The sequence below is a fragment of the Streptomyces sp. NBC_00554 genome (genome assembly GCF_041431135.1).
In the GTDB taxonomy this organism is placed as follows: domain Bacteria; phylum Actinomycetota; class Actinomycetes; order Streptomycetales; family Streptomycetaceae; genus Streptomyces.
This window is the reverse complement of sequence record NZ_CP107799.1, coordinates 3,936,204-3,961,599: the sequence shown is the minus strand read 5'-3', so window position 1 is coordinate 3,961,599 and position 25,396 is coordinate 3,936,204. Positions and strand designations below refer to the sequence as shown.

General features: G+C 71.3%; 19 protein-coding genes. 12 read left to right on the top strand and 7 right to left on the bottom strand.

What is annotated here, in order from left to right:
• Nucleotides 1-27: 27 nt before the first annotated feature.
• Together OG266_RS17040 and OG266_RS17035 are read right to left on the bottom strand one after the other, a co-directional pair.
• Complete coding sequence (locus OG266_RS17040; RefSeq protein WP_371546606.1) at nucleotides 28-1,692, bottom strand: peptidoglycan DD-metalloendopeptidase family protein; 1,665 nt, start codon at nucleotides 1,690-1,692, stop codon at nucleotides 28-30.
• 300 nt (nucleotides 1,693-1,992) lie between these two features.
• Entirely contained in the window at nucleotides 1,993-2,865 is an 873-nt protein-coding gene (locus tag OG266_RS17035; protein ID WP_371546605.1) for a lipase family alpha/beta hydrolase, read from the bottom strand.
• Nucleotides 2,866-3,564: 699 nt separating this feature from the next.
• Here OG266_RS17035 and OG266_RS17030 point away from each other — a divergent pair.
• Nucleotides 3,565-3,981 (top strand): cobalamin B12-binding domain-containing protein, encoded by a 417-nt coding sequence (locus tag OG266_RS17030; protein WP_266831523.1) that lies wholly within the window; start codon nucleotides 3,565-3,567, stop codon nucleotides 3,979-3,981.
• A 338-nt stretch (nucleotides 3,982-4,319) separates the two neighbouring features.
• Here the strand turns inward: OG266_RS17030 and OG266_RS17025 are convergent, their stop codons facing one another.
• Together OG266_RS17025 and OG266_RS17020 are read right to left on the bottom strand one after the other, a co-directional pair.
• Nucleotides 4,320-5,936 carry a DUF5691 domain-containing protein gene (locus OG266_RS17025; RefSeq protein WP_371546601.1) on the bottom strand — a complete coding sequence of 539 codons (1,617 nt, stop codon included), beginning with the start codon at nucleotides 5,934-5,936 and terminating at the stop codon, nucleotides 4,320-4,322.
• A 31-nt stretch (nucleotides 5,937-5,967) separates the two neighbouring features.
• Nucleotides 5,968-7,344, bottom strand: a complete 1,377-nt coding sequence (locus tag OG266_RS17020; RefSeq protein WP_371546599.1) for an SWIM zinc finger family protein — start codon at nucleotides 7,342-7,344, stop codon at nucleotides 5,968-5,970.
• A 144-nt stretch (nucleotides 7,345-7,488) separates the two neighbouring features.
• On the opposite strand from OG266_RS17020, the gene OG266_RS17015 reads away from it, so the two are divergent.
• The 7 genes from OG266_RS17015 (at nucleotide 7,489) to sucD (ending at nucleotide 17,267) form a co-directional block, all read left to right on the top strand.
• On the top strand, nucleotides 7,489-8,631 hold the full coding sequence (locus OG266_RS17015) for an AAA family ATPase (protein WP_371546597.1): 1,143 nt from the start codon (nucleotides 7,489-7,491) through the stop codon (nucleotides 8,629-8,631).
• Complete coding sequence (locus OG266_RS17010) at nucleotides 8,628-11,066, top strand: DUF5682 family protein (RefSeq protein ID WP_371546596.1); 2,439 nt, start codon at nucleotides 8,628-8,630, stop codon at nucleotides 11,064-11,066. Before OG266_RS17015 ends, OG266_RS17010 begins: the two co-directional genes overlap by 4 nt.
• Nucleotides 11,063-12,292: a VWA domain-containing protein gene (locus tag OG266_RS17005; RefSeq protein ID WP_371546595.1), complete on the top strand. Its 1,230-nt coding sequence runs from the start codon at nucleotides 11,063-11,065 to the stop codon at nucleotides 12,290-12,292. The genes OG266_RS17010 and OG266_RS17005 overlap by 4 nt, the downstream gene beginning before the upstream one ends.
• Nucleotides 12,293-12,431: 139 nt before the next feature.
• A complete protein-coding gene (locus OG266_RS17000; protein WP_371546593.1) occupies nucleotides 12,432-13,424 on the top strand; it encodes a hypothetical protein in 993 nt (330 codons plus the stop codon).
• A gap of 158 nt (nucleotides 13,425-13,582) precedes the next feature.
• Complete coding sequence (locus OG266_RS16995) at nucleotides 13,583-14,713, top strand: hypothetical protein (RefSeq protein ID WP_371546591.1); 1,131 nt, start codon at nucleotides 13,583-13,585, stop codon at nucleotides 14,711-14,713.
• Nucleotides 14,714-15,167: 454 nt separating this feature from the next.
• Complete coding sequence (sucC, locus tag OG266_RS16990) at nucleotides 15,168-16,361, top strand: ADP-forming succinate--CoA ligase subunit beta (RefSeq protein ID WP_266455681.1); 1,194 nt, start codon at nucleotides 15,168-15,170, stop codon at nucleotides 16,359-16,361.
• 21 nt (nucleotides 16,362-16,382) lie between these two features.
• Entirely contained in the window at nucleotides 16,383-17,267 is an 885-nt protein-coding gene (gene sucD, locus OG266_RS16985; protein WP_326721115.1) for a succinate--CoA ligase subunit alpha, read from the top strand.
• 90 nt (nucleotides 17,268-17,357) lie between these two features.
• Here sucD and OG266_RS16980 read toward each other — a convergent pair whose 3' ends face one another.
• The gene (locus OG266_RS16980; protein WP_371552825.1) at nucleotides 17,358-18,524 is read right to left on the bottom strand and encodes a helix-turn-helix domain-containing protein; all 1,167 of its coding nucleotides are present in this window, start codon (nucleotides 18,522-18,524) and stop codon (nucleotides 17,358-17,360) included.
• A gap of 108 nt (nucleotides 18,525-18,632) precedes the next feature.
• On the opposite strand from OG266_RS16980, the gene OG266_RS16975 reads away from it, so the two are divergent.
• On the top strand, nucleotides 18,633-20,198 hold the full coding sequence (locus tag OG266_RS16975; protein WP_371546589.1) for a DUF6350 family protein: 1,566 nt from the start codon (nucleotides 18,633-18,635) through the stop codon (nucleotides 20,196-20,198).
• Nucleotides 20,199-20,437: 239 nt separating this feature from the next.
• Here the strand turns inward: OG266_RS16975 and OG266_RS16970 are convergent, their stop codons facing one another.
• Entirely contained in the window at nucleotides 20,438-21,331 is an 894-nt protein-coding gene (locus OG266_RS16970) for a hypothetical protein (protein WP_371546587.1), read from the bottom strand.
• 428 nt (nucleotides 21,332-21,759) lie between these two features.
• On the opposite strand from OG266_RS16970, the gene purN reads away from it, so the two are divergent.
• From purN to OG266_RS16955, 3 genes are all read left to right on the top strand, one after another.
• Entirely contained in the window at nucleotides 21,760-22,389 is a 630-nt protein-coding gene (gene purN / locus OG266_RS16965) for a phosphoribosylglycinamide formyltransferase (protein ID WP_326721112.1), read from the top strand.
• A complete protein-coding gene (gene purH / locus OG266_RS16960) occupies nucleotides 22,386-23,954 on the top strand; it encodes a bifunctional phosphoribosylaminoimidazolecarboxamide formyltransferase/IMP cyclohydrolase (protein WP_329545919.1) in 1,569 nt (522 codons plus the stop codon). Before purN ends, purH begins: the two co-directional genes overlap by 4 nt.
• 154 nt (nucleotides 23,955-24,108) lie before the next feature.
• Nucleotides 24,109-24,471 (top strand): hypothetical protein, encoded by a 363-nt coding sequence (locus OG266_RS16955; RefSeq protein ID WP_371546583.1) that lies wholly within the window; start codon nucleotides 24,109-24,111, stop codon nucleotides 24,469-24,471.
• 127 nt (nucleotides 24,472-24,598) lie between these two features.
• Here the strand turns inward: OG266_RS16955 and OG266_RS16950 are convergent, their stop codons facing one another.
• Nucleotides 24,599-25,186: an RDD family protein gene (locus tag OG266_RS16950; RefSeq protein WP_371546581.1), complete on the bottom strand. Its 588-nt coding sequence runs from the start codon at nucleotides 25,184-25,186 to the stop codon at nucleotides 24,599-24,601.
• Between the last annotated feature and the right edge of the window lie 210 nt (nucleotides 25,187-25,396).

Genomic DNA, 25,396 nt, shown 5'->3' with positions numbered 1-25,396 from the left:
ACGTCGGGTCCAGGCGGGATCCGGTGGCTACGTCGGGTCCAGGCCGTGGCTGTTCAGCCATGCCAGCGGGTCGATCGCCGAGCCGCCGGCCGGGCGGACCTCGAAGTGCAGGTGCGGGCCGGTGGAGTTGCCGGAGTTGCCGGAGTTCGCGATCGGGTCACCGGCCTTCACGGTCGTACCCGACGCGACCTGGTAGCTGGAGAGGTGGCAGTACCACGTCTCCGTGCCGTCCTTCGCGGTCACGATCATCATGTTGCCGTACGCGCTGTTCCACTGCGTCCGTACGGTCCCGTCCGTCGCGGACATCACCGTCGTGCCGTACGACACCGGGAAGTCGATGCCCGTGTGGATGGACATCCAGTTCACGCCCGCCTGGCCGAAGTAGGCGCTCAGCCCCTTCTGCGCGACCGGCAGCGCGAACTTCGGACGCAGCCGCTCCTTGGTCGCCGCCGCCTCGGCCGCCTTCTTCCGCTCGGCCTCCTGCTGGGCCTCGAGGTCGATACGTTCCTGCGTCCGGCTCGCCCGGTCCGCGAAGTCGTCAGCGCCCGCGGAGAGACTCTGCAGCTGGGTGTCCAGCTTGTTGTTCGCGGCCGACGGCTTCACCGCGGTCCCGTCGGATGCGCTGAGCGTCGTGTCCTTGGTCTCGTCCCCGCCGATGTCGACCACCGAGGCGGCGGCGATCCCCGCGACCCCCATCACGCAGGCCGAGGGAACGGCGACGGTCAGCAGCGCGGAACGCTTCGCGGGGGTGCGGCGACGGGAGCGGGAAGCGGGCCGAGCCGCGGACCGCGAGGCGGGGCGGGGGGCCGGGGTGACTTCTTCCATGTCGTCGAGCAGCAGCGGCGCCTGGTGCTCGACGCCGGTGTCGCGCTCGGCGGCCGGGTTCTCGAACTCGTCCTCCGCGGCGGCGACTTGCTCGTACGGGACCTGCTCGAAGGTCGCGGTCGCCTGCTGGTCGAAGGTTGCGGTCGCCTGCTGATCGAGGGGCTCGGGCGCGGGCTGATGCTCGTAGGACTCGGTCTGCGGGTGCTCGCGTTCTCGCTCGTACGCGGCTTCCCGCTCGTACGTGTCGTGGTCACCGGCGGTGTTCCACTGCGTGGCGTCGTAAGCGCCCGTTTCCTGGGTGTGCGCGCTCCACTGCTGGGCGTGGTCGACCGGCTGCTCCGGCTGGAGCCAGGCGGTCGCGTCCCACTGGCCCGAGGTGTCAGGGCCGGGGTGCTGCGCGGGGATGTCGGCGAGCTGCTGGTAACCGGCCGCCCACGTCGTCGTTTCGTAGCTGCCGGTGTCGTAGGCGGCCTGGTGCTGCGCCGCGTACGGGTCGTAGTTCAGCGTCTGGTGACTGCCGGTGCCGGTGCCGGTGCCGGTGCCGGTGCTCCACTGCGTGGCGTTGTACGAACCTGTCGTGTCGTACGAGCCCGTGGCGTCGTGCGAACCCGCGCCGTCGCCCGGCATGTCGCCGAAGAGAGGGTCTGTCGCGAAGCTCGTCGTTTCGAAGGCCGGCGTTTCGAAGTTCCCGGTCGCGTACGCGGCGTTGGCACCCGTCTCAAAACCCGTGGCGGGGTAGCCGTCGTACGTGGTGAAGTCGCCGTACTGAGCTTCCTGCCCGCCGTACGACGACGCGTAGGGCGTCGAGGCGGCATCGGAAGCCGGAGCCGGGGGAGTAGCAATCCCCGACGGGGGACGGTCGTTCACCAACTTCTCTTTCGCCTCGACAACAGGGGCTGGCAGAGCAGTGCGGTGACTGTACCCGGCGGTACGCGGGCACGACAATCTTCGGCAGGTTTCCCTCTCGCAGGAAACGGGCATTCGGCCGTGTTTCGGGGGACTGCGGGCACGGCTTTGGCCTGGCGTTCGATGAGTGTTCGAGTGTGGGGGGCTGTTCGGTGGCCTGTCTGGCCGCCCTTGGCTTGCTCTCGATCCGCTCTCGGCTGGCTCGCGGTCGGCTCTTGGTCCGCGCTCGGCTCGCTCGCGGTTCGCTGTACGGGGTGACTGTCACGCCACTGTCAGGCCGCCTCCGGTGTGGGTGGCGGCGTGCGTTCCCGCTTCCTCGGTGTCGAGCGCCTGCCGTATGCCGGTGGCGACGGCGGGATGCACGGGCAGGGCGAGGTGCCCGACGCCGCTCACCCGCACGTTCTGCGCGAGCAGGTCCGGGTGGTCGACGCAGGCCGTCTCCAGCGGGTCCATCAACTGGTCGAGGTCGCTCCAGAAGCTCACGAAGCGCGTACGGCAGTCCGGCGCGGGCTTGCGCAGTTCCTCGATCACGTCGGAGTCCGGGCGCATCTGACGGACGATCGGGTGCGCGTTCATCAACGGGGCCACGCGGGTGCCCGAGTGCGGTGTGCCCAGCGTGACCAGGGTGCGCACGTGTATGTCACCGCCGAGGCGCTGCACGTAGTAGCGAGCGATCAGTCCGCCGAGGCTGTGCCCGACGATGTCCACGCGGTCCTGGCCCGTGCGCTCGCAGATCTCCTCTATGTGCCGGCCGAGCAGCTCCGCGGCGGTACGGATGTCGCACGTCAGCGGCGAGTAGTTGAGCGACTCGATGTGCTGCCTGCCGTGCTGGGCGAGGTTGCGGCGCAGCAGGACGAAGACCGAGCGGTTGTCTATGAAACCGTGCAGCAGGACGACCGGGGGCTTGGCCTCCGTGGGCAGCCGGGCGGCGTCCGGTGAGGGGAGCGTGGGGGTGGCCCGGCGTTCCTGGGCCATGCCCGACGGATAGAGGAGGAGGTGCCCGGCGAGGATCGCGATCTCCAGGGCTGTCGCCTTCAGGAGGACCATCGAGAGTCCCGCCAGTCTGCTCGGGAGCAGGCGCTGGCAGAGGGGGAGAAGGGGAAGAAAGGGCGACGCCACCCTGGTGACCTTCATGGCCGACCTCCTGTCGGCACGCGGAGGACGGCTCTGTCCCCCGTGTGCACTCGTGGAGAGTCGCATATGCCGGTGGCGGCTCGGTCGAGGTCTGGTCGATGCCGGCTTGACGTCGGCTCGGCGGTCGCTCGGCCGGTGTCGGTGGTGGTCGCGACGGTGCGTCTGTGGCGCGTGGGGCGCCTGTGACGCGACGGGGGCCCGTTCCTTGGTGGTGACGTGGGTTCCGGCCGTCGCTGTCCCTGCGGCGGATGACCTCGCCGGTGTGCGGCGGGGCGTCGGTCCTCGTCTTCCTCGTACGGGTGGTGCTCCCCGCTGTCGTGCCATCGCCGATGTGCCCCACCACTGCGGTGTCTCGCCGACGACGCCGTGGTGCGGCCACCCGATAGCGGCTCTCCTTGCGCACGCTCCGGCTGTGGTCCATGCGCCGCGGGTCCATGCGGTGCGTGTGCCGCAGGAACCCGGAGCGGTGCGCGGCGAACTTGTCCCACCGTGTGATTTCCCCCTCGGTATCCACCGCGAAACTGCCGGTTGCGGGATGCTGGGGATAACGTTCGTTCACTTCCCCGGCCGGTGTGGTGCGGGGCGCCCGTGCCGCGGGTGTGCGGCTGGTGTCGCGTCTGGTGTGGCCAGTGGCGAAATGTGCGATATCTGTCGGTGTGTGTTGGTGCAGGTTGGTGTAATCGGTTCATGGAGGCAGTGATGGGTGTGGCAGCCGGTCCGATCCGCGTGGTGGTGGCCAAGCCGGGGCTCGACGGCCACGATCGCGGGGCCAAGGTGATCGCGCGGGCGCTGCGCGATGCCGGTATGGAGGTCATCTACACCGGGCTCCATCAGACTCCCGAGCAGATCGTCGACACCGCGATCCAGGAGGACGCCGACGCGATCGGCCTCTCGATCCTGTCCGGCGCCCACAACACGCTCTTCGCGGCCGTCATCGAGCTCCTCAAGGAGCGCGACGCGGAGGACATCAAGGTCTTCGGCGGCGGCATCATTCCCGAGGCGGACATCGCTCCGCTCAAGGAGAAGGGGGTCGCGGAGATCTTTACGCCGGGGGCGACCACCGCGTCGATCGTGGAGTGGGTGCGGGCGAATGTTCGGCAGCCCGCCGGGGCGTAGGGCTGGCGGGGGCGCCTTGTGCGGGGTGGGTGGGTCGGGGGCGTGCCGGTACGTCCCGCCCGTCGCCGCCGGATCAGACGTCGGGCTGGTAGCGGGGCGTCCGGTGACGCGAACGTACGCGACGGGCATTTGGACGTACCGGCACGCCCCCTTCCGCCGGTGGGCATCATTCGGCCCGTCCGGCGTCTGGGAAAAGGCTGGGCCATCCCGTCCCCCACCCACCCACGGGGGCCGCGGTGTCAGCCCGTCCGGCGTTTGAGGACGAGCCCTTCGGGCGATCTGGGGGCGGAGCCCCCAGGTTCGGGTTGGGTAGGGGCGGAGGGGGCGAGGAAGTGCTTTTACGTTGGTTGGGGAGGCGTGAGTTCTTTGGTCATGGTTGCGCGTAGGCGCAGGGTCGTGACCAGGCGCTGGAACGCTTCGGCCCAGTAGCTGCCGGCGCCTGGCGCGGCGTTCTCCGGCTCTTCGGGAATGCCCGTGAGCCCTTCGAGTCGGACCGCCTCCGCGGGGTCGAGGCAGCGCTCGGCCAGCCCCATGACCCCGCTGAAGCTCCACGGGTAACTCCCCGCGTCCCGCGCGATATTGAGCGCGTCGACCACCGCCCGCCCCAACGGCCCCGCCCAGGGCACCGCACACACCCCGAGCAACTGAAACGCCTCGGACAACCCGTGCGTGCCGATGAACCCCGCCACCCACTCGGCCCGCTCGGCCGAACCCAGCGTGGCGAGCAGTTTCGACCGCTCCGACAGGGACACCGCCCCCGGTCCCCCGGCCTCCGGGGCGGAGGGCGCCCCGAGGAGCGCCCTGGACCAGCCCGGATCCCGCTGCCGTACCGCGGCCCGGCACCACGCGGCATGCAGCTCGCTCTGCCAGTCGTCCGCCACGGGCAGGGCGACGATGTCCTCCGGCGTACGTCCGCCGAGCCGTCGCGGCCAGGTCGCGAGCGGTGTCGCGTCGACCAACTGGCCCAGCCACCACGACCGTTCGCCGCGCCCGGCGGGAGGCTTCGGCACCACGCCGTCCCGCTCCATGCCCGCGTCGCACTCGTGCGGCGCCTCGACCACGATCGTGGGCGTGCCCCGCGTACGGTCGACGGCCACGCAGGAACCCGCCCTGGCCGCCATCCGCCCGGCGAGCGCCGACTCCGGCAGCGCGGACAGCAACTCCGCCGCCGTCGCCCGTACGTTGCGGCTCCGGTCGGCGAGCGCCCGCTCCAGGAACGGTTCGTCCGCCGCGCACAGCCCCGACCGCAGCGAGTCGAGGAACATCAGCCGGTCCTCGGCCCGTTCGGTGGTCCATGTGGTGGCGAGCAGCTCGCGGGCGGCTGCGGGTTGGCGGGTCCGTATTGCGGTGAGCAGTGCTACCCGTTCGGCGAACAGGCCTTCCTGCCAGAGCTGTTGTACGCGCTCCGGCTCTGCGGGGTCCGGGAGCGCCGTACCGCCTCCTGGAGTGGAGCGCAGTGCGAAGCGCCAGTCCGGGTTCAGCCGTGCAAGCCACAGGGCGCGCGGCCCCGCGAAGGTCAGTGCGGCGGGTCGGAGATCGGTGCGGCCCCGGGCCGCGTCGAGGAGCGCTGGGAGTGCTTGCGGGGGTGGCGCGAAACCGTGCGCGTTGGCCAGGGTGAGCCACTGCGGCAGCAGTTCCATGAGGTCGGGCGCCGTTCCTCTGCGGCCGCCGCCACCGGTGCCGGGGCGGTCCGTCAGCAGCTGTGTGAGTCTTTGGGCCGCGGCGGGCGGCAGGGCCGGGCGCGGATCCGGGGCCGACGGCTCGGGGCGGGCCGCCGCTGGAGCCGGGCGCATCCCGGCCCGCCGCCGCAGTGTTTCCACCGCGGCGGCGTCCAGCAATGCCATGGGTGCTTCCTGTCCCGGGCCGCACCCCGGAGGTGTACGCCGATCCGTCCCGAGCAGTGCCACGGTGACGAGCTCCTCCCAGGAGCCTTCAGGAGCAGAGGTCGTGTTCATGAGCGTTGGCGTCCTTTCTGTACGGAGGTGGTCAGGAGCACAGCGACACCGCTTCTCCTGGGCCCTCCGGCCAGGCCGTCAGCGGAGTGAAGCCGTGGTGGCCGCACTCGCCGAAGACGGTTACGGGGGCGCCGCCAGAGAGGGCGGCGAGGCGCCACAGGCCGGGGAGGGAGTGCGGAGCGAGGGCGATGGGGAGGGCCAAGTCGCCGTCGGCATCTGCCAGTTGCCAGCGTTGTGGTGTCGTGGTTGCTTCGCCGTCGGGGGTCGGTATGACCCGGTCGAGGATGACGGGGTAGGAGTCGAGCCAGGGGTCGGCGCGTAGTGCCTTGCCGTAGTGGGCCGCCGCCTGGGGCGTCGTGACTCCCGGTGGTCGTGTTGCCGTGGGGGTCGGTGGTGTGAACCGTTCGCCCAGTGCCGCTCGTAGTCCGCCGCCCGAGTGTGCGGAGAGTTCCGCCTCGAAGGACAGCCCGACGGGCAGCGTCAGATCCGGTGCGCGGCCGGCGGCTCCGTAGGAGAGGAGCAGAGCCGTGCGGCCGGACTCCGATCCGTGCAGCCAGATCCTGCGCGTGGTGAGACGGCTGTCCGATGTGTCGTACTGGGCGAGGACCAGCCAGCGGTCGTGGATCTGTGGGCCGTCCGCCGATCCGTGCAGGCCGATCCGTGAACGTACCGTCGTGGCAAGGTCGTCCGGCAGTCGCTCGCGGCGCAGCCAGCCCTGGTCGAGGAGATGGAGCAGCGCGCACTCCTCCAGGAGTCGCACCGGCCAGCCGGGGCCCGATGACGGGATCGCTCCCAACTCCCTTACCCGCGCCGCCAGTCCAGGTGCCTGCGCGTCGACCATCCGGGCCGCCGTCTCCTCCCACGTGCCGTACCCGGCCTGCTCGGCCCCGGCCAGGCCGCCCCGCAGCAGATCCGCCAACCGCTGCTCCAGCTCCGTCGCACCCGCGGTGATCCGCTCGGCCCGCCGCTCCGCCCTGCGCCGGGCCGCCTCCGGATCACCCGGCGAGGCCGTCCCAGATGCCCCGCCCGTCGTCGTCGCCTTCTCCTCCGCGCGCTGTCGCCTCCCCTCTGTCCACTGCTCCGCCCAGTCCGGCGCCTGCCCCCGCGGCACAGTGCCCTCCTCGCCCGCCCAGAGCAGCAGCAGCCCCAGCGCGTGCTTGCACGGGAACTTGCGGCTGGGGCAACTGCACTTGTACGCGGGCCCGGTGGAGTCCGCGACGTCGATGACCGTCTGATACGGCTTGCTGCCACTTCCCGCGCACAGTCCCCATACCGTCCCCTCGTCAGAACTGCCTGCCTCCGACCACGGCCCGGCGGCGCCGAGCTTGCTTCCCGCTTTGCGTGACGCTGCGTCAGGCGCCAGTGCCAGCACCTGATCCGCAGTCCAGCGCACCCCCTGCTGAGTCATGTCATCGAAGGTAGATCCCACCACTGACAATCGGCCTCGCGAGCGCGTTTGTGCAGGTCAGGTCGCATTGTCAGTGGCATGGTGCACGGTGGAACCAGTCCGAACCGGCCGATCGAACCGGCCGAGCTGGAGGGGGACCTAGCCATGTCTGTGTCCGTTGAGCCGACTGGGACCACGTCCGTCGATCCGTCCGTGAGCGAGGGGGCGGGCGAGGTGTTGCGGCCGCACGCCGAGGACGCCTTTGCCGCCGAACTCGCCGCGCTGGCCGCGCAGGACGACCGGCCCCGCCCGGCCCGCTGGCGGCTGTCGCCGTGGGCCGTGGCGATGTATCTGCAGGGCGGCACGCTGCCGGACGGCACGGTGATCACACCCAAGTACGTGGGACCGCGCCGCATCGTCGAGGTCGCCGTCACCACGCTCGCCACCGACCGCGCACTGCTGCTGCTCGGCGTGCCCGGCACCGCGAAGACCTGGGTCTCCGAGCATCTGGCGGCGGCGGTCAGCGGCGACTCCACACTGCTCGTGCAGGGCACCGCCGGCACGCCCGAGGAGGCGATCCGGTACGGCTGGAACTACGCGGAGCTGCTCGCGCACGGACCGAGCCGGAACGCCCTGGTACCGAGCCCCGTCATGCGCGCCATGGCGGAAGGGATGACAGCACGTGTCGAGGAGCTGACCCGCATCCCCGCCGACGTGCAGGACACGCTCATCACCATCCTGTCGGAAAAGACGCTGCCGATACCGGAGTTGGGCTCGGAGGTGCAGGCCGTCCGCGGCTTCAACCTGATCGCCACGGCCAACGACCGCGACCGCGGGGTCAACGAACTGTCGAGCGCGCTGCGCCGACGCTTCAACACGGTGGTGCTGCCGCTGCCGGAGAGCGCCGACGCCGAGGTCGACATCGTCTCCCGCCGCGTCGACCAGCTCGGCCGCTCCCTCGACCTGCCCGCCGCGCCCGACGGCATCGACGAGATCCGCCGCGTCGTCACCGTCTTCCGCGAGCTGCGCGACGGAGTCACCGCCGACGGGCGTACGAAGCTGAAGTCGCCCAGCGGCACGCTGTCCACCGCCGAGGCGATCTCCGTCGTCACCAACGGGCTCGCGCTGGCAGCCCACTTCGGGGACGGCGTCCTGCGGGCCAGTGACGTCGCCGCCGGCATCCTCGGCGCCGTCGTCCGCGACCCGGCCGCCGACCGCGTCATCTGGCAGGAGTACCTGGAGGCGGTCGTCCGCGAGCGCGACGGCTGGAAGGACTTCTACCGGGCCTGCCGGGAGGTGAGCGTATGACCGGACTCCAGCAGGAGGCGGCGGAGGAGCGTGTCTCCGGCGTACGGGAGGGCGGGCCGCTGCTGCTCGGCGTGCGGCATCACGGGCCGGGGTCGGCACGGGCCGTGCGGGCCGCGCTGGAGGCGGCCGCTCCCCGGGTCGTGCTGATCGAGGGGCCCCCGGAGGCGGACGCGCTCATCCCGCTCGCCGCCGAAGAGGGCATGCGTCCGCCCGTCGCCCTCCTCGCCCACGTCGTGGACGAGCCCGGCCGCTCGGCCTTCTGGCCGCTTGCCGAGTTCTCCCCGGAGTGGGTGGCGATCCGGTGGGCCCTGGACCACGGAGTCCCGGCCCGGTTCATCGACCTTCCGGCGACCCACACGCTGGTCTGGGGGAAGGACGAATCCCCTTCGGAGGAATCGGAGGAGTCGGAGGGCGAGGCGGGTTCGTCTCCTGACGAGGCTGTTCGTATCGACCCCCTTGCCGTGCTGGCCGAGACCGCCGGTTACGACGATCCCGAGCGGTGGTGGGAGGACGTGGTCGAGCACCGGGGCGGGGCGGCGGGAGGCGATCCGTTCGCGCCGTTCGCCGTACTCGGGGAGGCGATGGGGGCGCTGCGGGAGGCGTACGGGGTCGGGGGTCACGAGCGGGATCTCGTGCGCGAGGCGTACATGCGGCTCCAGTTGCGGTCGGCGCAGCGGGAGTTCGGGGACGACGTGGCGGTGGTGTGCGGGGCCTGGCACGTCCCCGCCCTGCGGCAGAAGACCACGGCCGGCGCGGACCGGGCGCTGCTCAAGGGGCTGCCCAAGGCCAAGGCCGACATGACATGGGTGCCGTGGACGCACCGCCGGCTGTCCCGGGTCAGCGGGTACGGGGCGGGCATCGACTCGCCGGGTTGGTACGGGCATCTGTTCGGCGCCCCCGACCGCCCGGTCGAGCGCTGGATGACGAAGGTCGCCCGGCTGCTGCGCGACGAGGACCGGATGGTCTCCTCCGCGCACGTCATCGAGGCGGTGCGGCTCGCCGACACACTCGCCGCGATGCGCGGCCGCCCGCTGCCGGGACTGACCGAGACCACCGATGCCGTACGAGCCGTGATGTGCGAGGGCTCCGACGTGCCGCTCGCGCTCGTGCGGGACCGGCTCGTGGTCGGAGATGTGATGGGGGAGGTGCCGGAGTCCGCACCCGCGGTGCCCCTGCAGCGCGACCTAGCGCGGCTGCAGCGGCAGCTTCGGCTCAAACCGGAGGCGCTGGAGCGGGAGTTGGAGCTCGACCTGCGCAAGGAGACCGACGCCGGGCGCAGCAGACTCCTGCACCGGCTGCGGCTGCTGGGCATCGGCTGGGGCGAGCCTGTCGCGTCGCGCGGCAGCACCGGTACCTTCCGCGAGACCTGGCGGCTGCGCTGGGAGCCGGAGCTGTCTGTGCGGGTCGCCGAGGCTGGTGTGTGGGGCACCACCGTGCTCGCCGCCGCGACCGCCAAGGCCGACGCGGACGCCATCGGCGCGGGCTCACTGGCCGATGTCACGGCACTCGCCGAGCGCTGTCTCCTTGCCGAACTCCCGGACGCGCTGCCCGTGGTCATGCGGGTCCTCGCCGACCGGGCGGCCCTCGACGCCGACGTCGGCCATCTCGCCCAGGCCCTGCCCGCACTGGTCCGCTCCCTGCGGTACGGCGACGTACGCGGCACGGACACACACGCCCTCAGCGATGTCGCGGTGGGCCTCGCCGAGCGGATCTTCGTCGGGCTCCCACCGGCCTGCGCTGCTCTCGACACCGAGGCCGCGGAGGAGATGCGACGTCATGTGGACGCGGTGCAGGGGGCGGTGGGCCTGCTGGGGGAGACGGGCGGCACCGGGTCCGGCGGCGGCATACGCGGCCGCTGGCACTCCGTGCTCCGAGTGCTGGCCGGGCGCGACACCGTGCCGGGGGTGATCCGCGGACGGGCCGTACGACTGCTGCTTGACGAGGGCGAGTTGGCGCAGGACGAGGCCGCCCGGCTCATGGGGCTCGTGCTGTCGCCGGGGACGGCGCCGGGGGACGCCGCCGCGTGGATCGAGGGGTTCGTCGGGGGCGGCTCCGGCGGCGGGATGCTGCTCATGCACGACGAGCGGCTGCTCGGGCTGGTGGACGCGTGGCTGACCGGGGTTCCGGCGGAGGCGTTCACCGATGTACTGCCGCTGCTGCGACGGACGTTCTCGGCTTACGAGGCCGGAGTGCGCCGGACGCTCGGCGAGTTGATCAGGCGCGGGCCGGGGGCGCGGGGGAGTGCCACGGCAGCGGCCTCCGGGATACCCGGGTTCGCCCCCGACCTCGACGCCGAGCGTGCGGACGCCGTACTGCCGGTGCTGCGTCTGCTGCTCGGGCTGGACGAACCCGACGGCGGCGATGGCGAGGCTGGCGATGGCGAAGCCGACGACCGGGTGAGTGACGACAACGACCTTGTGGAGGTGGCCCGATGACCGCACCGGTGGACGCGACCGACGTAGTCACCGAAGCCGGCGCGACCGGTGTGACCGCCGCGTCCGGCGTGACCGGCGCTACGGACGAGCGGCTGCGGCGCTGGCGGCTCGTGCTCGGGGGCGACGAGGCGGACGGCACCGGGTGCGCACTCTCCGGGCAGGACGCCGCGATGGACGGTGCGCTCGGTGCGTTGTACGGGAACGGGAAGGGAGGCAAGGGGCAGGCAGGGCGGGACCGTTCAGCCGGGCTCGGGGCGTCCGCGCCGTCCGTCGCGCGCTGGCTCGGGGACATCCGGACGTACTTCCCGTCGTCCGTCGTCCAGGTAATGCAGCGGGACGCCATCGACAGGCTCGGGCTGGCCGCCCTTCTGCTGGAGCCCGAGATGCTGGAGGCGGTGGAGGCCGACGTGCATCTGGTGGGCACCCTCCTCTCCCTCAACAAGGCCATGCCGGAGACGACCAAGGAGACCGCGCGGGCCGTCGTACGCAAGGTCGTCGAGGACCTGGAGAAGCGGCTCGCCACCCGCACCCGGGCCACGCTCACCGGCGCCCTCGACCGGAGCGCCCGGATCAGCAGGCCCCGCCACCACGACATCGACTGGAACCGCACCATCGCGGCGAACCTGAAGCACTACGTGCCCGAATACCGCACGATCGTGCCCGAGCGGTTGATCGGCTACGGGCGGGCGTCGCAGTCCGTGAAGAAGGAGGTCATCCTCTGCATCGACCAGTCGGGATCGATGGCGGCGTCCGTCGTCTACGCCTCCGTGTTCGGCGCGGTCCTCGCGTCCATGCGGTCCATCGCCACCCGGCTCGTCGTCTTCGACACGGCCGTCGTCGACCTCACCGACCAGCTCGACGACCCGGTCGACGTCCTCTTCGGCACCCAGCTCGGCGGCGGTACGGACATCAACAGGGCGCTCGCGTACTGCCAGTCGCAGATCACCCGGCCCGCCGACACGGTCGTCGTGCTCATCAGCGACCTCTACGAAGGGGGGATACGGAACGAGATGCTGAAGCGGGTCGCGGCGATGAAGGCGTCGGGGGTGCAGTTCGTGACACTGCTCGCGCTGTCCGACGAGGGGGCACCGGCGTACGACCGTGAGCACGCGGCGGCTCTCGCGGCGCTGGACGCACCGGCGTTCGCGTGCACGCCCGATCTGTTTCCCGAGGTGATGGCGGCGGCGATCGAGAAGCGGCCGTTGCCGGTGCCGGACACCAAGTGAGGAGACCGGACACCGAGTGAGGAGAGTTGAAATTCGGACATGAACGAGCATTGCCTGGAGGGGGCTTGTGCGGCCTCGGGAGTCGCGTGCGAGGATCGACGCGCCTTCACACCCTTCACACGGGAAGCACCCCCTTCTCATGGCCTTGTCAGTCGCACTGCCCGGTGCCGCTCTGCGCGTGACGCGCACGGCGGTCGGACGGCGTGCGCTGCAAGTGGTGCTGCTGGCAGGCGGGTTGTTCGCGCTCGGGCTCCTCTTCGGGGAGCAGGCGCACGCGGCGGACGGGCTGGCGCCGACGACACCGGTGCCGGCCGTGCAGTCGGTGACGGGTGCGGTGACGCGCCCAGTTATCGGTGCGGTGACGCGTTCGGTGGAGCAGTCGCTGGAACGGCCGGTGGCACATGTTGTGAAATCGGCGGGCAGGTCGGTCCTTGAGGTCGGGTCTGTTCCGTCGAGCGCCGTCACGAATGTCACGCACATCACCGACAGCGTCCAGACGCAGGTCACTGAACCCGTTCTGGCGCCCGTCACGGACACCGTCCGGCACGTCGTGCAGCCGGTTGGTGAGCTCGTCGTCCAACCCGTCGTCGACGATGTCGTACTGCCGATCGGTGACTTGGTGGAGACGGTTACCGGCGGGCTGACCGGAACTCCGGCGGAGATATTGCCGGCCCTGCCCGAGCTTCCCTCCCTGCCTGGCCTGCCGGGGCTTCCGGGTGTGGGCGGCCAGGTTCCGCCCGCCGCCGGTTCCGCGCCGCAGCAGTCGGCCGGGGGCGTCGTCGGCGGGGCGGACGAGGGAGTTGCGGGGCAGCAGACGGTCCTCGGGGTCACGTCGGCCTACGGGCCCGCCCGTACAGCCGCGCAGGCCGAAGGCGCTGACGCGTACAGGGGCCACCAAGGCGTACGTCCCGTGCAAGCGCCCGCACCCGCGCACCAGGCGCCCCCCGGCAACCCGACCGGCGCGCTGGGCAACCAGTCGGCGGTCGACAACGGCGGGCCGCGGCACGGCGATGCGCATGCCGTCACTCCTCACCACCGGGTGCCGCTTCGGCTCGTACCCGGCGCGTCCGCGGTTGTGTCCGCGGCCGAGACCCGGGACAGGTTCCGGGACATTCCCGTTTTCCCCGGCTAGACAGCCCTCCCTCGCGCTCGCCTTGGCGAGCGGTGCAGGTCTGTCCGCTGTCCGGACCTCCTCCGATCACCGGATGGAAGCCACCGGAAGCCACCGGAAGCCCCGGAAACCCCAGGAATGTTTCGAAGTCTCGGAATCCCGAAGGATCTGACGTACGCATGAACAAGAACATCCGCCGTTCCATCGTCATAGCCGCAGGTGTCACCGGCGCGTGGGCGCTCGGCTCCGCCGTCGCCAGCGCGGACGAGCTGCCCTCGCCGTCCGTCTCCCTGCCTGACACGACCCTCGACGTCACGGACACCGTCGGCTCGGTCACCGACACCGTCGACGACGTCGCCGGGAATGTCACCGGCGACGTCCAGAGCACCACCGCCTCGGGCGCCACCGGCACCAAGGCCGCACAGGCCAAGGCCTCCGTCGTCACCACCGCCGCGGAGCACACCACGACCGCCGCAGCCGTCACCACCGCTACCGCCGTCAGCGCCCCGCAGGACGAGATCGACTACCTCTTCGGCCCGCTCGCCGCCTTCGCGGACCCGGTCGTGGACGAGACCACCACCGCCGTCGTCCCGCCGGTCGCCGCCACCGCCGTCCGGGGCGTCACGCCGGTCGTGGGTCACGTGGTGGGGAACGTGACGCTGCTGACGTACGGCGCCGTCGCCGACGTACAGCCGCTCGCCGGAGGTCTCGTCGGCCAGGTCGCCGACGACACCGCCTCCGTCCTGCCGCCCGTCGCAGTGACCGCCGTGCACGGCGTCGTCCCGGTCGCCGGGCAGGCAGTCGGGGACGCGGGCGCGCTGGCGTACGGCGTCGTGGGTGACGTCCAGCCCTTCGCGGGCGGTGTCGTGGGCGAGGTCCCGCCGCTCGCGTACGGCGTGGTCGGCCAGGTCGGACCCTTCGCGCAGGGCGTCGTCACCGACGATGTGCAGCCCTTCGCCGGGGGTGTCGTCGGCGCCGTGCGGCCGGTCGTGCGGACGGTCGTCGAGACGGTGCGGCCGGTCGTCGAGACCGTGCACGGCGTCGAAGGCAGCGCCACCGTCCTCGCGTACGGCGTCACGGGTGACGTGCGGCCGCTGGCCGACGGTGTGGTCGGTGAGGTCGACCCGTTCGCGGGCGGTGTCGTCGGCCAGGTCGGCTCCTTCGCGCAGGACCTGACCGGAACCGTCCAGGAGACCGGCGGCCCCCTCGCGGGCAACGCCGTAACCGGCGTCCAGGACGTGGCCGACTCGATCACGCCGGGCTACGCACAGAACGCCGAGTACGCCCAGTACGGGACGTACGGCATCTGACCCCGGCCCCCCCATGCCGTACTACGGCGGCCGGCGAAGCCGTAGTACGGCATCCGACCGACTCCGCGGGGGCGATGGTCCCGGACGGCCGAATGCCGTCGGTCCGTCCGACCGGAACCTCGCGGAAGGGCCGGGTGGTCCCCATTGGGGTGGAGACCACCCGCCCTGGGCCCTTCGGGGCTGTTAGAGGGGCCTCGCCAGGCAAACCCCAGCCTGGCGAGGCCCCTGCCCGGCCCTCGCGTCCCTCTCCTGGCCGGATCTGTGACAGGTATCACCGCTCAGGTGTGACCTGCGATTTAGGGACCCGCGTCCGGCGGCGATAACCTGCGAGACGGACATGCCGCGCGCTCGGACACCGTGTGCGCCACCCTTGTGACAGCGGACGTCACGTTGCCCTTCGCGGCACGCCCACGCAGACAACGAACCGCGAGATCACTGATAGGGACGGACGCGCGTGGACCTGTTCGAGTACCAGGCGAGGGACCTCTTCGCCAAGCACGGTGTACCGGTGCTGGCCGGTGAAGTCATTGACACGCCTGAGGCAGCCCGCGAGGCGACCGAGCGTCTTGGCGGCAAGTCCGTCATCAAGGCGCAGGTGAAGGTCGGTGGCCGAGGCAAGGCCGGCGGCGTCAAGCTCGCCGCCACCCCGGACGAGGCCGTCGCTCGCGCGACGGACATCCTCGGCATGGACATCAAGGGCCACACGGTCCACAAGGTGATGATCGCCGAGACCGCGCCCGAGATCGTCGAGGAGTACTACGTCTCGTACCTCCTCGACCGCACCAACCGCACCTTCCTCGCCATGGCGTCCGTGCAGGGCGGCGTGGAGATCGAGGTCGTCGCGGAGGAGAACCCGGAGGCCCTCGCGAAGGTCCCGGTCGACGCCAATGAAGGCGTGAGCATCGAGAAGGCCCGCGAGATCGTCGCCCAGGCGAAGTTCCCGGCCGAGGTCGCGGAGCAGGTCGCCGAGATCCTGGTGACCCTGTGGGACACCTTCATCAAGGAGGACGCCCTCCTCGTCGAGGTCAACCCCCTCGCGAAGGTCGCCTCCGGCAAGGTCATCGCCCTCGACGGCAAGGTGTCCCTGGACGAGAACGCGGAGTTCCGCCAGCCGGACCACGCCGCGCTCGAGGACAAGGACTCGGCCAACCCGCTCGAGGCCGCCGCCAAGGAGAAGAACCTCAACTACGTCAAGCTCGACGGTGAGGTCGGCATCATCGGCAACGGCGCGGGTCTCGTCATGAGCACCCTCGACGTCGTCGCGTACGCCGGTGAGGCGTATACATCGGTGAATGGCGGCGGCGTGAAGCCGGCCAACTTCCTCGACATCGGCGGCGGCGCCTCCGCCGCGGTCATGGCGAACGGCCTGGAGATCATCCTCGGCGACCCGGACGTCAAGTCCGTCTTCGTCAACGTCTTCGGTGGCATCACCGCCTGTGACGAGGTCGCCAACGGCATCGTGCAGGCCCTCCAGCTGCTCAAGGACAAGGGCGAGGAAGTCACCAAGCCCCTGGTCGTGCGCCTCGACGGCAACAACGCCGAACTGGGTCGCAAGATCCTGTCGGACGCCAACCACCCGCTCGTGCAGCGCGTGGACACCATGGACGGCGCGGCCGACAAGGCCGCCGAGCTCGCGGCTGCGAAGTAAGGGACGAGGGAAACAACCGCCATGGCTATCTTCCTCAACAAGGACAGCAAGGTCATCGTCCAGGGCATGACCGGTGCCACGGGCATGAAGCACACCAAGCTCATGCTGGCCGACGGCACGAACATCGTCGGCGGTGTGAACCCGCGCAAGGCGGGCACGTCGGTCGACATCGACGGCACCGAGATCCCCGTCTTCGGCACGGTCGCCGAGGCCATCGAGAAGACGGGCGCCAACGTGTCCGTCCTCTTCGTGCCGCCGGCCTTCGCCAAGGCCGCCGTGGTCGAGGCCATCGACGCCGAGATCCCCCTCGCGGTCGTCATCACCGAGGGCATCGCCGTCCACGACTCCGCCGCCTTCTGGGCGTACGCGAAGTCGAAGGGCAACAAGACCCGCATCATCGGCCCGAACTGCCCCGGTCTCATCACCCCGGGCCAGTCGAACGCCGGCATCATCCCGGGCGACATCACGAAGCCGGGCCGCATCGGCCTGGTCTCGAAGTCCGGCACGCTGACGTACCAGATGATGTACGAGCTCCGTGACATCGGCTTCTCGTCGGCCGTGGGCATCGGTGGCGACCCCGTCATCGGCACCACGCACATCGACGCGCTGGCCGCCTTCGAGGCCGACCCCGACACCGACCTGATCGTGATGATCGGTGAGATCGGTGGCGACGCCGAGGAGCGCGCCGCGGACTTCATCGCGAAGAACGTGACGAAGCCGGTCGTCGGCTACGTCGCCGGCTTCACCGCGCCCGAGGGCAAGACCATGGGCCACGCCGGCGCCATCGTCTCCGGCTCCTCCGGCACGGCCGCCGCGAAGAAGGAGGCCCTCGAGGCCGCCGGCGTCAAGGTCGGCAAGACGCCGACCGAGACGGCGCAGCTGGCCCGCGAGATCCTCAACGGCTGACGTTTCCTGTCGAACGCACGGACGGGCCCGCACCCCCTCACCGGGGTGCGGGCCCGTCCGCGTACTCAGCGGGCATCCGGTAACTCGTACTCAGCGGGCCTCCGGCACCAGCCTCTCCGGGCCGCTCACCGTCTGGGACTTGAGGAAGGCGTGCAGTTCCAGCTGCTCGTCGGAGAGCGGGCCCGAGGCGGCACGGGGCGGCACACCGCGGATCGTCGCGCCGGGGGCCATGGGGGGCTCGTAGTGGTCCGGAGCCGTGCGCAGGGTCAGCGAGGTGGCGCCGATGAGCAGGACCGTGAACGCGATGGCGGCGCGGGTCCAGGTGCGGGCGCGGTGTTCGCTGCCGTAGCGGACGGAGCGGGGTTTCGCCGCGCGCAGCCGCTCCGTCGCGGCGAGCACGGTGAGACGCCGGTGCAGTTCGTCGGGAGCGGCCAGTTCCGGCAGGCGCTCGGCGACCGCCTCACGCGCGTGCAGCAGCCGGTTGGCCGCCGCGGGCGTGCTCGCCTCCGTCTCGGCCGCGGTCTCCGGCAGGTCGAGCCCGACCCCGTCGTACAGCAGCAGTGTGCGCCGGTACATCGGCGGCAGCTTCAGGAATACGTCGAGCAGCGCGCGGTCCGCCGCATCGGCGGGCGGCGCCTCGGGGTGCCGGTGTCGGGGGCGGAGCCGGTGCCAGGGTGAGAGCGCGTACTCGTACGCCGTCGCCCGCACCCACCCGGCCGGATCCCGGTCCACGGCCACCTCGGGCCAGCGGTGCCAGGCCAGTTGGAACGCCCGCTCCACGGACTCGCGCGCCAGTTCGCGCCGCCCGGTGAGCAGATACGTCTGCCGGACGAGGGCGGGGGTGCAGAACGCGTAGAGGGCGTCGAAGGCCTGAGGTGGCGTCAGGGCGGGGGGTGGGGGTGCGGGTTCCTCGTCGGAATCCGCCTCTGCTTCCGCTTCGGCCTCGACGTTGGATTCCGGCTCGGCTTCGGTGTACGGCTCCTGACGGGCGGTCACCTCGGCCTCGGCTTCGGCCTCGACGCCGGTCCGGTCTTCGGTTTCGGCGCTCGTCGTCGCCGGATCCTGCGCGGTCAGCAGCTCGACGTACGCTTCCCGTTTGCTCCCGCGTGGCGTCGTACGGCCGGTCTCCCACGAGCGCACCGTCTCGCGGGTGACGCCCATCTTGTCGGCAACGTCGGCCTGGCTCAGCGACTTGGCCTCGCGCAGGCGGCGGCGTTCCTTGGGAGAGGGCAGCGGGGGCGCATGGCTCTGTGTCAGCTCGGACTCCACAGCGCGCCCCTTCGTACGAAAAAGTACATAGCTGCATATTGAGCGACACATCGGGGGTTCGCCTGTTACGACGAGAAAGCGCGTGTCGTTGGGAGCATGACGTGCGTGACCCAAATGACCGACCGCAGGCTGTCGTTGTCGCCCCTGCTCACCCGGATGCGCGACCGATCCCCCGGACTGGCCGCCAGCCTCCTGGGTGGCGGCCTCGCGGCGGGGCTCGGACTCGGTTCGTTCGCCGTCCTCGTCATGGTGCTGTGGATCAGCTCCCCCTACCCCGACAGCGGACCGGGCGGCGCGCTGCACGTGGCCGCGGCCCTCTGGTTGCTGGCCCACGGCGTCGAACTCGTCCGCACCGACACCCTCTCCGGAGTGCCCATGCCGGTGGGTGTCACACCGCTGCTTCTCGTCGTGCTGCCGGTGTGGCTGCTGCACCGGGCGGGGCGCGACGCCGCCGACGCCGAGTCGGAAGCCGCGCCGCGGACGGCGTGGGCCGGGGTCGTCGCCGGCTATCTGTCCGTCGGCGGCGCCGCCGCGCTGTACGCCTCGGGCGGGGAGCTGCGGCCCTCCTGGGTGTGGACCGCCGTATGCCTGCCGCTGCTTGCCGCGGGGGCGGCGGGGGCGGGGGTGTGGACGGCGTACGGGCGTCCGCGTGGGCCCATGCCTCCGTGGGGGCACCGGGGGCTCGATGCCCTGCCTTCGGGTGTACGTCGTCACGTGGACGCCTGTGCGCTCGAGCCGGACGCCCGTCGGTTCCTCGCGAGCGCGGCGCGGGCCGCCGGGGCCGGGGCGGCGGTGCTGGTCGGGGGAGGGGCGTTGCTCGTGGCCGTGTCGCTGGTGTGGCACGGGGGTGCGGCGCGCGGTTCGTTCCTTCAGCTCACCGAGGTGTGGTCGGGGCGCTTCGCCGTACTGCTGCTGTGTCTGGCGCTCGTGCCGAACGCCGCGGTGTGGGGGGCGGCGTACGGGCTCGGGCCCGGGGTCGTCCTGGGGGCGGGGCAGGTGGCGGGGCCGTTGTCCTCGGCTGCGCCGGGGTCGCTGCTGCCGGCCTTTCCGCTGTTGGCCGCGGTGCCGGGGGTGGGGGCGCCGTTGAGCTGGGTGGGTGGGGTTGTGCCGGTGGCTGCGGGGGTGACGGTGGCGTGGTTCGTGGTGGCTTCGGCGGTGCCGGGGGGTGGGGTGGTGTGGTCCCGGGGGCGGGCCGTTTGCTGTGTGCTGCTTGCGGCCGGGTTGTGCGGGGTGGTGCTCGCGGTGCTGGCCGGGGTGGCCGGTGGGGCGCTCGGGGTTGGGGGGCTGGCTCATTTCGGGCCGGTGTGGTGGCAGGTGGGGGTGGCTGCGGGGTTGTGGACGGTGGGGGTGGGGGTTCCTGTGGTGGTGGGGGTGCGGGGGTGGCGGGTTCGCGAGCGTCGGGCTTGGAAGGTGGGGGTGTCGTTGCCTTCGTGGCTCTCGCGGGCCGAGGGGGACCGGTCGTCTCCGGCTGAGGCCCCGGAGCGGTCCCCGTCCGATGTCCAGCAGGTGGCGGCTGACCCTAGCCTCGACCTGTACGACTTCCTGCCCTCCGACTCCACGGGGTCTCCGTGGCACGAGGACGTGCCTCGCGAGGCCCGCTGGGCGGCGCTGAAGGAGGCGTCTGCTCCTGGGGAGCCGCTGGAGCCGCCGGAGTCGGGTTGAGGTGTGGGGGCTGGGGGTGGGTTTTTCGCCCCCTCCGCCCCTACCCGTCCCTTGTTCCTGGGGCTCCGCCCCAGACCCCGCTCCTCAAACGCCGGAGGGGCTGAACTTTTACCGCCCGGCGCTGGAAAGGGTTTAGCCCGTCCGGCGTTTGAGGACGAGCGCGTCAGCGCGATGCGGGGGTCTGGGGGCGGCAGCCCCCAGGAGCAAGGGTCGGGTAGGGGCGGAGGGGGCGAAAAAACCTACCCCTGCGTCCCCAGCACCCCCCGCAGCTCCTTCGGCAGAAGGTCGTTGCAGGACTTCTTCGCGACGTTCGTGAGGGCGTCGTTGGTGCAGGCGTAGTAGTCGCTGTAGACGAGCTGGGCGGTGAAGCCGGCGGCGACCATGGCGATGGCGAGGGACGCGGTGACCAGGCCGCTCACCGCGGCGGACTTCTGGGGCCGGGCGTTCGCCGGGTCCGGCGCCGGGCTGTCCGGATCCGGGGTGCGGGGCTTGGCGCGCAGGGCGCTGATGCCCCAGTAGAGGGCGAGCGCGCCGAGCAGCAGAGCCACGTACGGCCAGCTGAAGAGGGCGAAGAAGAACGCCCACATACCGGAGAGCAGGGCGAAGCGCGCTTTGCGCTGCGCCGGATCCGTCGGGTCCCAGCGCATACCGGTACCCGGACCACTGCCGGACCCCTCCGGACCGCCCTGACCCTGCCCCTGCCCTTGTCCTTGGGGCGCACCGGGACGGTCGCCGAAGCCACCACCGCTGGACGGCCCCGGCTGCCGGTCGCTCCACTGGCTGCCCCACGGGGACTGCCCGTCGGAGTCGCCGTGCTCGCCCGAACCCGACCCCTCGGAGCCCTGCCCGTTCGCAGGCCTCCGCGGCTGCCACGGCCGGTCGGGAGCCCCCTCCGGCGGCGGAGCGAACGGATTGTCGTCCGAGCCAGAAGAGCCAGAAGAGCCAGAAGAGCCGGTGGAGCCCGAGGGAGGCGCGTCCGGGCCCTGCGCGCCCGAGCCCCCGTTGCCGTCGGCCGAGCCGCGCTCACCCGAAGGGGCGGAGTCGGGCGTGCCCCCGCCTTCCCGCGGCGGCACAGGCGAAGGGCGCCGCTCGCGCAGCAGGAGCGGAGGGAGTCGGAGACTGCGGTCCGGCATCAGGTGAGCGTCTTCCCCTTGGTGGTTCTGGCGGGCGGCGTGTCCACGGAGCTTGGTGCCCGCCCGTGACTCGCGCCCCGGGCAGCCGACCGTTCGGCGTGCGTACCCAGGACTGGCGCCCCGAGCTTTCGTGTCCGGGACGACCGCCCCGGACCCTCACGTACCCGTCCCAGATCAACGCCCCGCGTGCGCAAGGCGTTCCCCGTGCTGGACGGTGTTCCCAGGTGGATCCTCCCCAGACGCTACCTTCCGGCCACGCCCCCGTCCCGTGGGGGCCGCCCGGTGTGCCGGTATCGTTGCTGACGGTCGGCCGCTTCGTAGACTTCCCCGTATCCCGGGGCGCGATGCATTCGTACGAATGTACAAGTGTGAGCGAAGGTGCAGAACGAGCCGGCCGTGCAAACGCTCCCCCGAGAAAGGGCCCCACCGTGGCCGCCAAGCCCGTGGCCAAGCGCCTGGTCGTGCTGGTCTCCGGATCAGGTACGAATCTGCAGGCACTGCTCGACGCCATCGCGGAGGCGGGGCCCGAGGCCTATGGGGCCGAGATCGTCGCCGTCGGCGCGGACCGGGACGGCATCGAGGGTCTCGCGCGCGCCGAGCGGGCCGGGCTGCCTACCTTCGTGAACCGCGTCAAGGACTACGACACCCGGGACGAGTGGGACGCGGCGCTCGCCGAGTCGACCGCCGCCCATGAACCCGACCTCGTCGTCTCCGCCGGGTTCATGAAGATCGTGGGGAAGGAGTTCCTCGCCCGGTTCGGCGGCCGGTTCGTCAACACGCACCCCGCGCTGCTGCCCAGTTTTCCCGGCGCCCACGGCGTGCGCGACGCACTCGCGTACGGCGCGAGGGTCACCGGATGCACCGTCCACTTCGTCGACGACGGCGTCGACACCGGCCCGATCATCGCCCAGGGCGTGGTCGAGATCCGGGACGAGGACGACGAGAGCGCTCTGCACGAGCGCATCAAGGAAGTCGAGCGAAGGCTGCTCGTGGATGTCGTGGGGCGGCTCGCCCGCAACGGCTATCGCATTGAGGGACGAAAGGTAGTTATCCAGTGACCGCCACCGCCGAGAGCAACAAGCGGGCCATTCGACGCGCGCTGATCAGCGTGTACGACAAGACCGGCCTCGAAGACCTGGCGCGCGGGCTGCACGAGGCCGGTGTCGAGCTCGTCTCCACCGGCTCCACCGCGTCGAAGATCGCCGCGGCGGGCGTCCCCGTCACCAAGGTCGAGGAGCTGACCGGCTTCCCCGAGTGCCTGGACGGCCGCGTCAAGACGCTGCACCCGAAGGTCCACGCGGGCATCCTCGCCGACCTGCGACTCCCCGACCACCAGCGCCAGTTGGCAGAGCTCGGCGTCGAGCCGTTCGGCCTGGTCGTGGTGAACCTCTACCCGTTCCGCGAGACCGTCGCCTCCGGCGCGACCCCCGACGAGTGCGTCGAACAGATCGACATCGGCGGCCCCTCGATGGTCCGCGCCGCCGCCAAGAACCACCCGTCGGTGGCCGTGGTCACCAGCCCCGCGCGGTACGCGGACGTCCTCGCCGCGGTCAAGGACGGCGGCTTCGACCTCACCACCCGCAAGCGGCTCGCCGCCGAGGCCTTCCAGCACACGGCCGCGTACGACGTGGCGGTGGCGAGCTGGTTCGCGGCCGACTACGCGGCAGCCGACGACAGCGGCTTCCCCGACTTCCTGGGTCACACCTACGAGCGCAAGAACACCCTGCGCTACGGCGAGAACCCGCACCAGGGTGCCGCTCTCTACGTCGACGGCACGGGTGGTCTCGCCGAGGCCGAGCAGCTGCACGGCAAGGAGATGTCGTACAACAACTTCACGGACACGGACGCCGCGCGCCGTGCCGCGTACGACCACGACGACCCGTGCGTCGCGATCATCAAGCACGCCAACCCGTGCGGGATCGCGGTCGCGTCGAGCGTCGCCGAGGCGCACCGCAAGGCGCACGCCTGTGACCCGCTGTCCGCGTTCGGCGGCGTCATCGCGGTCAACCGGCCGGTGACGAAGGAGATGGCGGAGCAGGTCGCCGACATCTTCACCGAGGTCATCGTGGCGCCCGAGTACGAGGACGGCGCCCTCGAAGCCCTCACCAAGAAGAAGAACATCCGCGTGCTGCGCGCCCACCACGGCCCGAAGAACCCGGTCGAGGTCAAGCAGATCGACGGCGGCGCGCTGCTCCAGGTCACCGACCGCCTCCAGGCCGACGGCGACAACCCGGCCAGCTGGACCCTGGCCACCGGCGACGCGCTCAGCCAGGGCGAGCTGGACGAACTGGCCTTCGCCTGGAAGGCCTGCCGCGCCGTCAAGTCCAACGCGATCCTCCTCGCCAAGGACGGCGCCTCCGTCGGCGTCGGCATGGGCCAGGTCAACCGTGTCGACTCCGCCAAGCTGGCGGTGGAGCGCGCCGGCGCCGAGCGCGCCCGTGGCTCGTACGCGGCCTCGGACGCGTTCTTCCCGTTCCCCGACGGCCTGGAGATCCTCACCGAGGCGGGCGTCAAGGCCGTGGTCCAGCCCGGCGGTTCGGTCCGCGACGAGCTGGTGATCGAGGCCGCGAAGAAGGCGGGCGTGACGATGTACTTCACGGGGACGCGGCACTTCTTCCATTGAGCCGGGCCGTCTTTGGCCCGCCGGTGATTCGTCGGCGGGCCGAAGGGTTCTGTTCCCGCCTGCGGAATGGCGCATACCCGGGTGCAGAACCCCTCGCTCCGCTGGAAGTGTCGGAGGCCGACCCAACTCGGCCCCGGCGCTCGGAGGTTCAGTCATGCGGAGCAGGCTCAGCGGGATCAGTCGTCTTGCCGTTGTCGGTGCGGCGCTGGCCGTCGCGCTCGGTACGTCGGCGCTCGGAACCGCGTCCGCCGCCGGGGACGCGGCGGCGGTGGACTGCGCGAAGGGGTACGTGTGTCTCCTGCCCCTGTTCGGGAACGGGACCCCGGTCCTGGTGAAGGAGGGGGACAGCGCCAAGTATGATCCCGCGCTGACGGTCGCGGAGGTCACGAACAACACGGCCGTGACGTACTGCGTGGGCGGTGACCTGAACTATCCGCTGGGGGCCGGCCGGACCCAGACCGGGACCAGCGGGGTGACTTCTGTGACCCCGTCGTCCGGGGGCGCTTGTCTGCTCTGACCGCAAGGCCACGCGAGGGGCGCACCGCCGTGAGTGGTGCGCCCCTTTAGCAGGTATCCGCAGCGACGCGAACTGCCCAGCGGTGCCGGAGTGTTCCGGAGTGCTGTCGCTCGCGTCGGCGTATCCGCTACGACGTGCGGATCACGATCGACGAGCACACCTTGTCGGCGAAGGTCTGCTTCTTGGCGTCCCACGCCGGCCACAGCCAGCCCAGGTAGCACGCCAGGCTGTCGAGGAAGTGGGCGAGCCGGCGGACGAACGCCATGCCGACGCCGAGCGGCTGGCCGTCGATCTCGCGCACCAGGCGGATGCCGAGGGCCTTCTTGCCGAGGGTCTGGCCGGTGCGGCCTTCCTGGATCAGCTGCCAGATCGCGAGGCCGATCAGGGCGATGGCGCCGATCGCCATCAGCGCCGGAGTGTCCTTGCCGGCGATCACGATGCCGTAGGGGACGGCGAACACGAGCATGTCGACCAGGGTGCCGAGGAAACGCTGGCCCCAGTTCGCGTACGGCGGCTGGACGCCGTAACCCGGCTGCTGCGGATAGCCGTAACCGGGCTGCTGCGGGTAGCCGTAACCCTGCTGCGGCGGGACGCCCGGGGGTGTCTGCGGGGCGCCGTAGCCGGCGGGCTGGCCCTGCTGGGGATAGCCGTAGCCGGGCTGGCCCTGCTGCGGGTTCTGCGGCTGCTCATACGGGTTGGGTGAGCCGAAACTCATGGCGAATTTCCTCCATGCAAAGGGCGGGGACGGCGCGGATTGCGCGGAGGAACGTCACGATTTTGAGCGGTATGCCCCCCAACACGGACCGCGATGGTGCACCGCATATCGTTCTGCGGCAGGCCAGTTCTTGTCCAGCCGATAGGCACATATGTTGTGCAGCTGCAATCTTCGTGATCTTCCCGGCCGGTCCGCCCGGCTGCGACCACT

Bases quoted from the DNA above. Each gene is read 5' to 3' on its own strand.
- sucD (WP_326721115.1), top strand. From the start codon at position 16,383: ATGGCTATCTTCCTCAACAAGGACAGCAAGGTCATCGTCCAGGGCATG.
- OG266_RS17015 (WP_371546597.1), top strand. From the start codon at position 7,489: ATGTCTGTGTCCGTTGAGCCGACTGGGACCACGTCCGTCGATCCGTCC.
- OG266_RS16955 (WP_371546583.1), top strand. From the start codon at position 24,109: ATGCGGAGCAGGCTCAGCGGGATCAGTCGTCTTGCCGTTGTCGGTGCG.
- OG266_RS17025 (WP_371546601.1), bottom strand. From the start codon at position 5,936: ATGAACACGACCTCTGCTCCTGAAGGCTCCTGGGAGGAGCTCGTCACC.
- OG266_RS16995 (WP_371546591.1), top strand. From the start codon at position 13,583: ATGAACAAGAACATCCGCCGTTCCATCGTCATAGCCGCAGGTGTCACC.
- OG266_RS17000 (WP_371546593.1), top strand. From the start codon at position 12,432: ATGGCCTTGTCAGTCGCACTGCCCGGTGCCGCTCTGCGCGTGACGCGC.
- OG266_RS16970 (WP_371546587.1), bottom strand. From the start codon at position 21,331: ATGCCGGACCGCAGTCTCCGACTCCCTCCGCTCCTGCTGCGCGAGCGG.
- OG266_RS17020 (WP_371546599.1), bottom strand. From the start codon at position 7,344: ATGACTCAGCAGGGGGTGCGCTGGACTGCGGATCAGGTGCTGGCACTG.
- OG266_RS17010 (WP_371546596.1), top strand. From the start codon at position 8,628: ATGACCGGACTCCAGCAGGAGGCGGCGGAGGAGCGTGTCTCCGGCGTA.
- OG266_RS16975 (WP_371546589.1), top strand. From the start codon at position 18,633: ATGACGTGCGTGACCCAAATGACCGACCGCAGGCTGTCGTTGTCGCCC.
- OG266_RS17030 (WP_266831523.1), top strand. From the start codon at position 3,565: ATGGGTGTGGCAGCCGGTCCGATCCGCGTGGTGGTGGCCAAGCCGGGG.
- OG266_RS17035 (WP_371546605.1), bottom strand. From the start codon at position 2,865: ATGAAGGTCACCAGGGTGGCGTCGCCCTTTCTTCCCCTTCTCCCCCTC.
- OG266_RS17005 (WP_371546595.1), top strand. From the start codon at position 11,063: ATGACCGCACCGGTGGACGCGACCGACGTAGTCACCGAAGCCGGCGCG.
- OG266_RS16950 (WP_371546581.1), bottom strand. From the start codon at position 25,186: ATGAGTTTCGGCTCACCCAACCCGTATGAGCAGCCGCAGAACCCGCAG.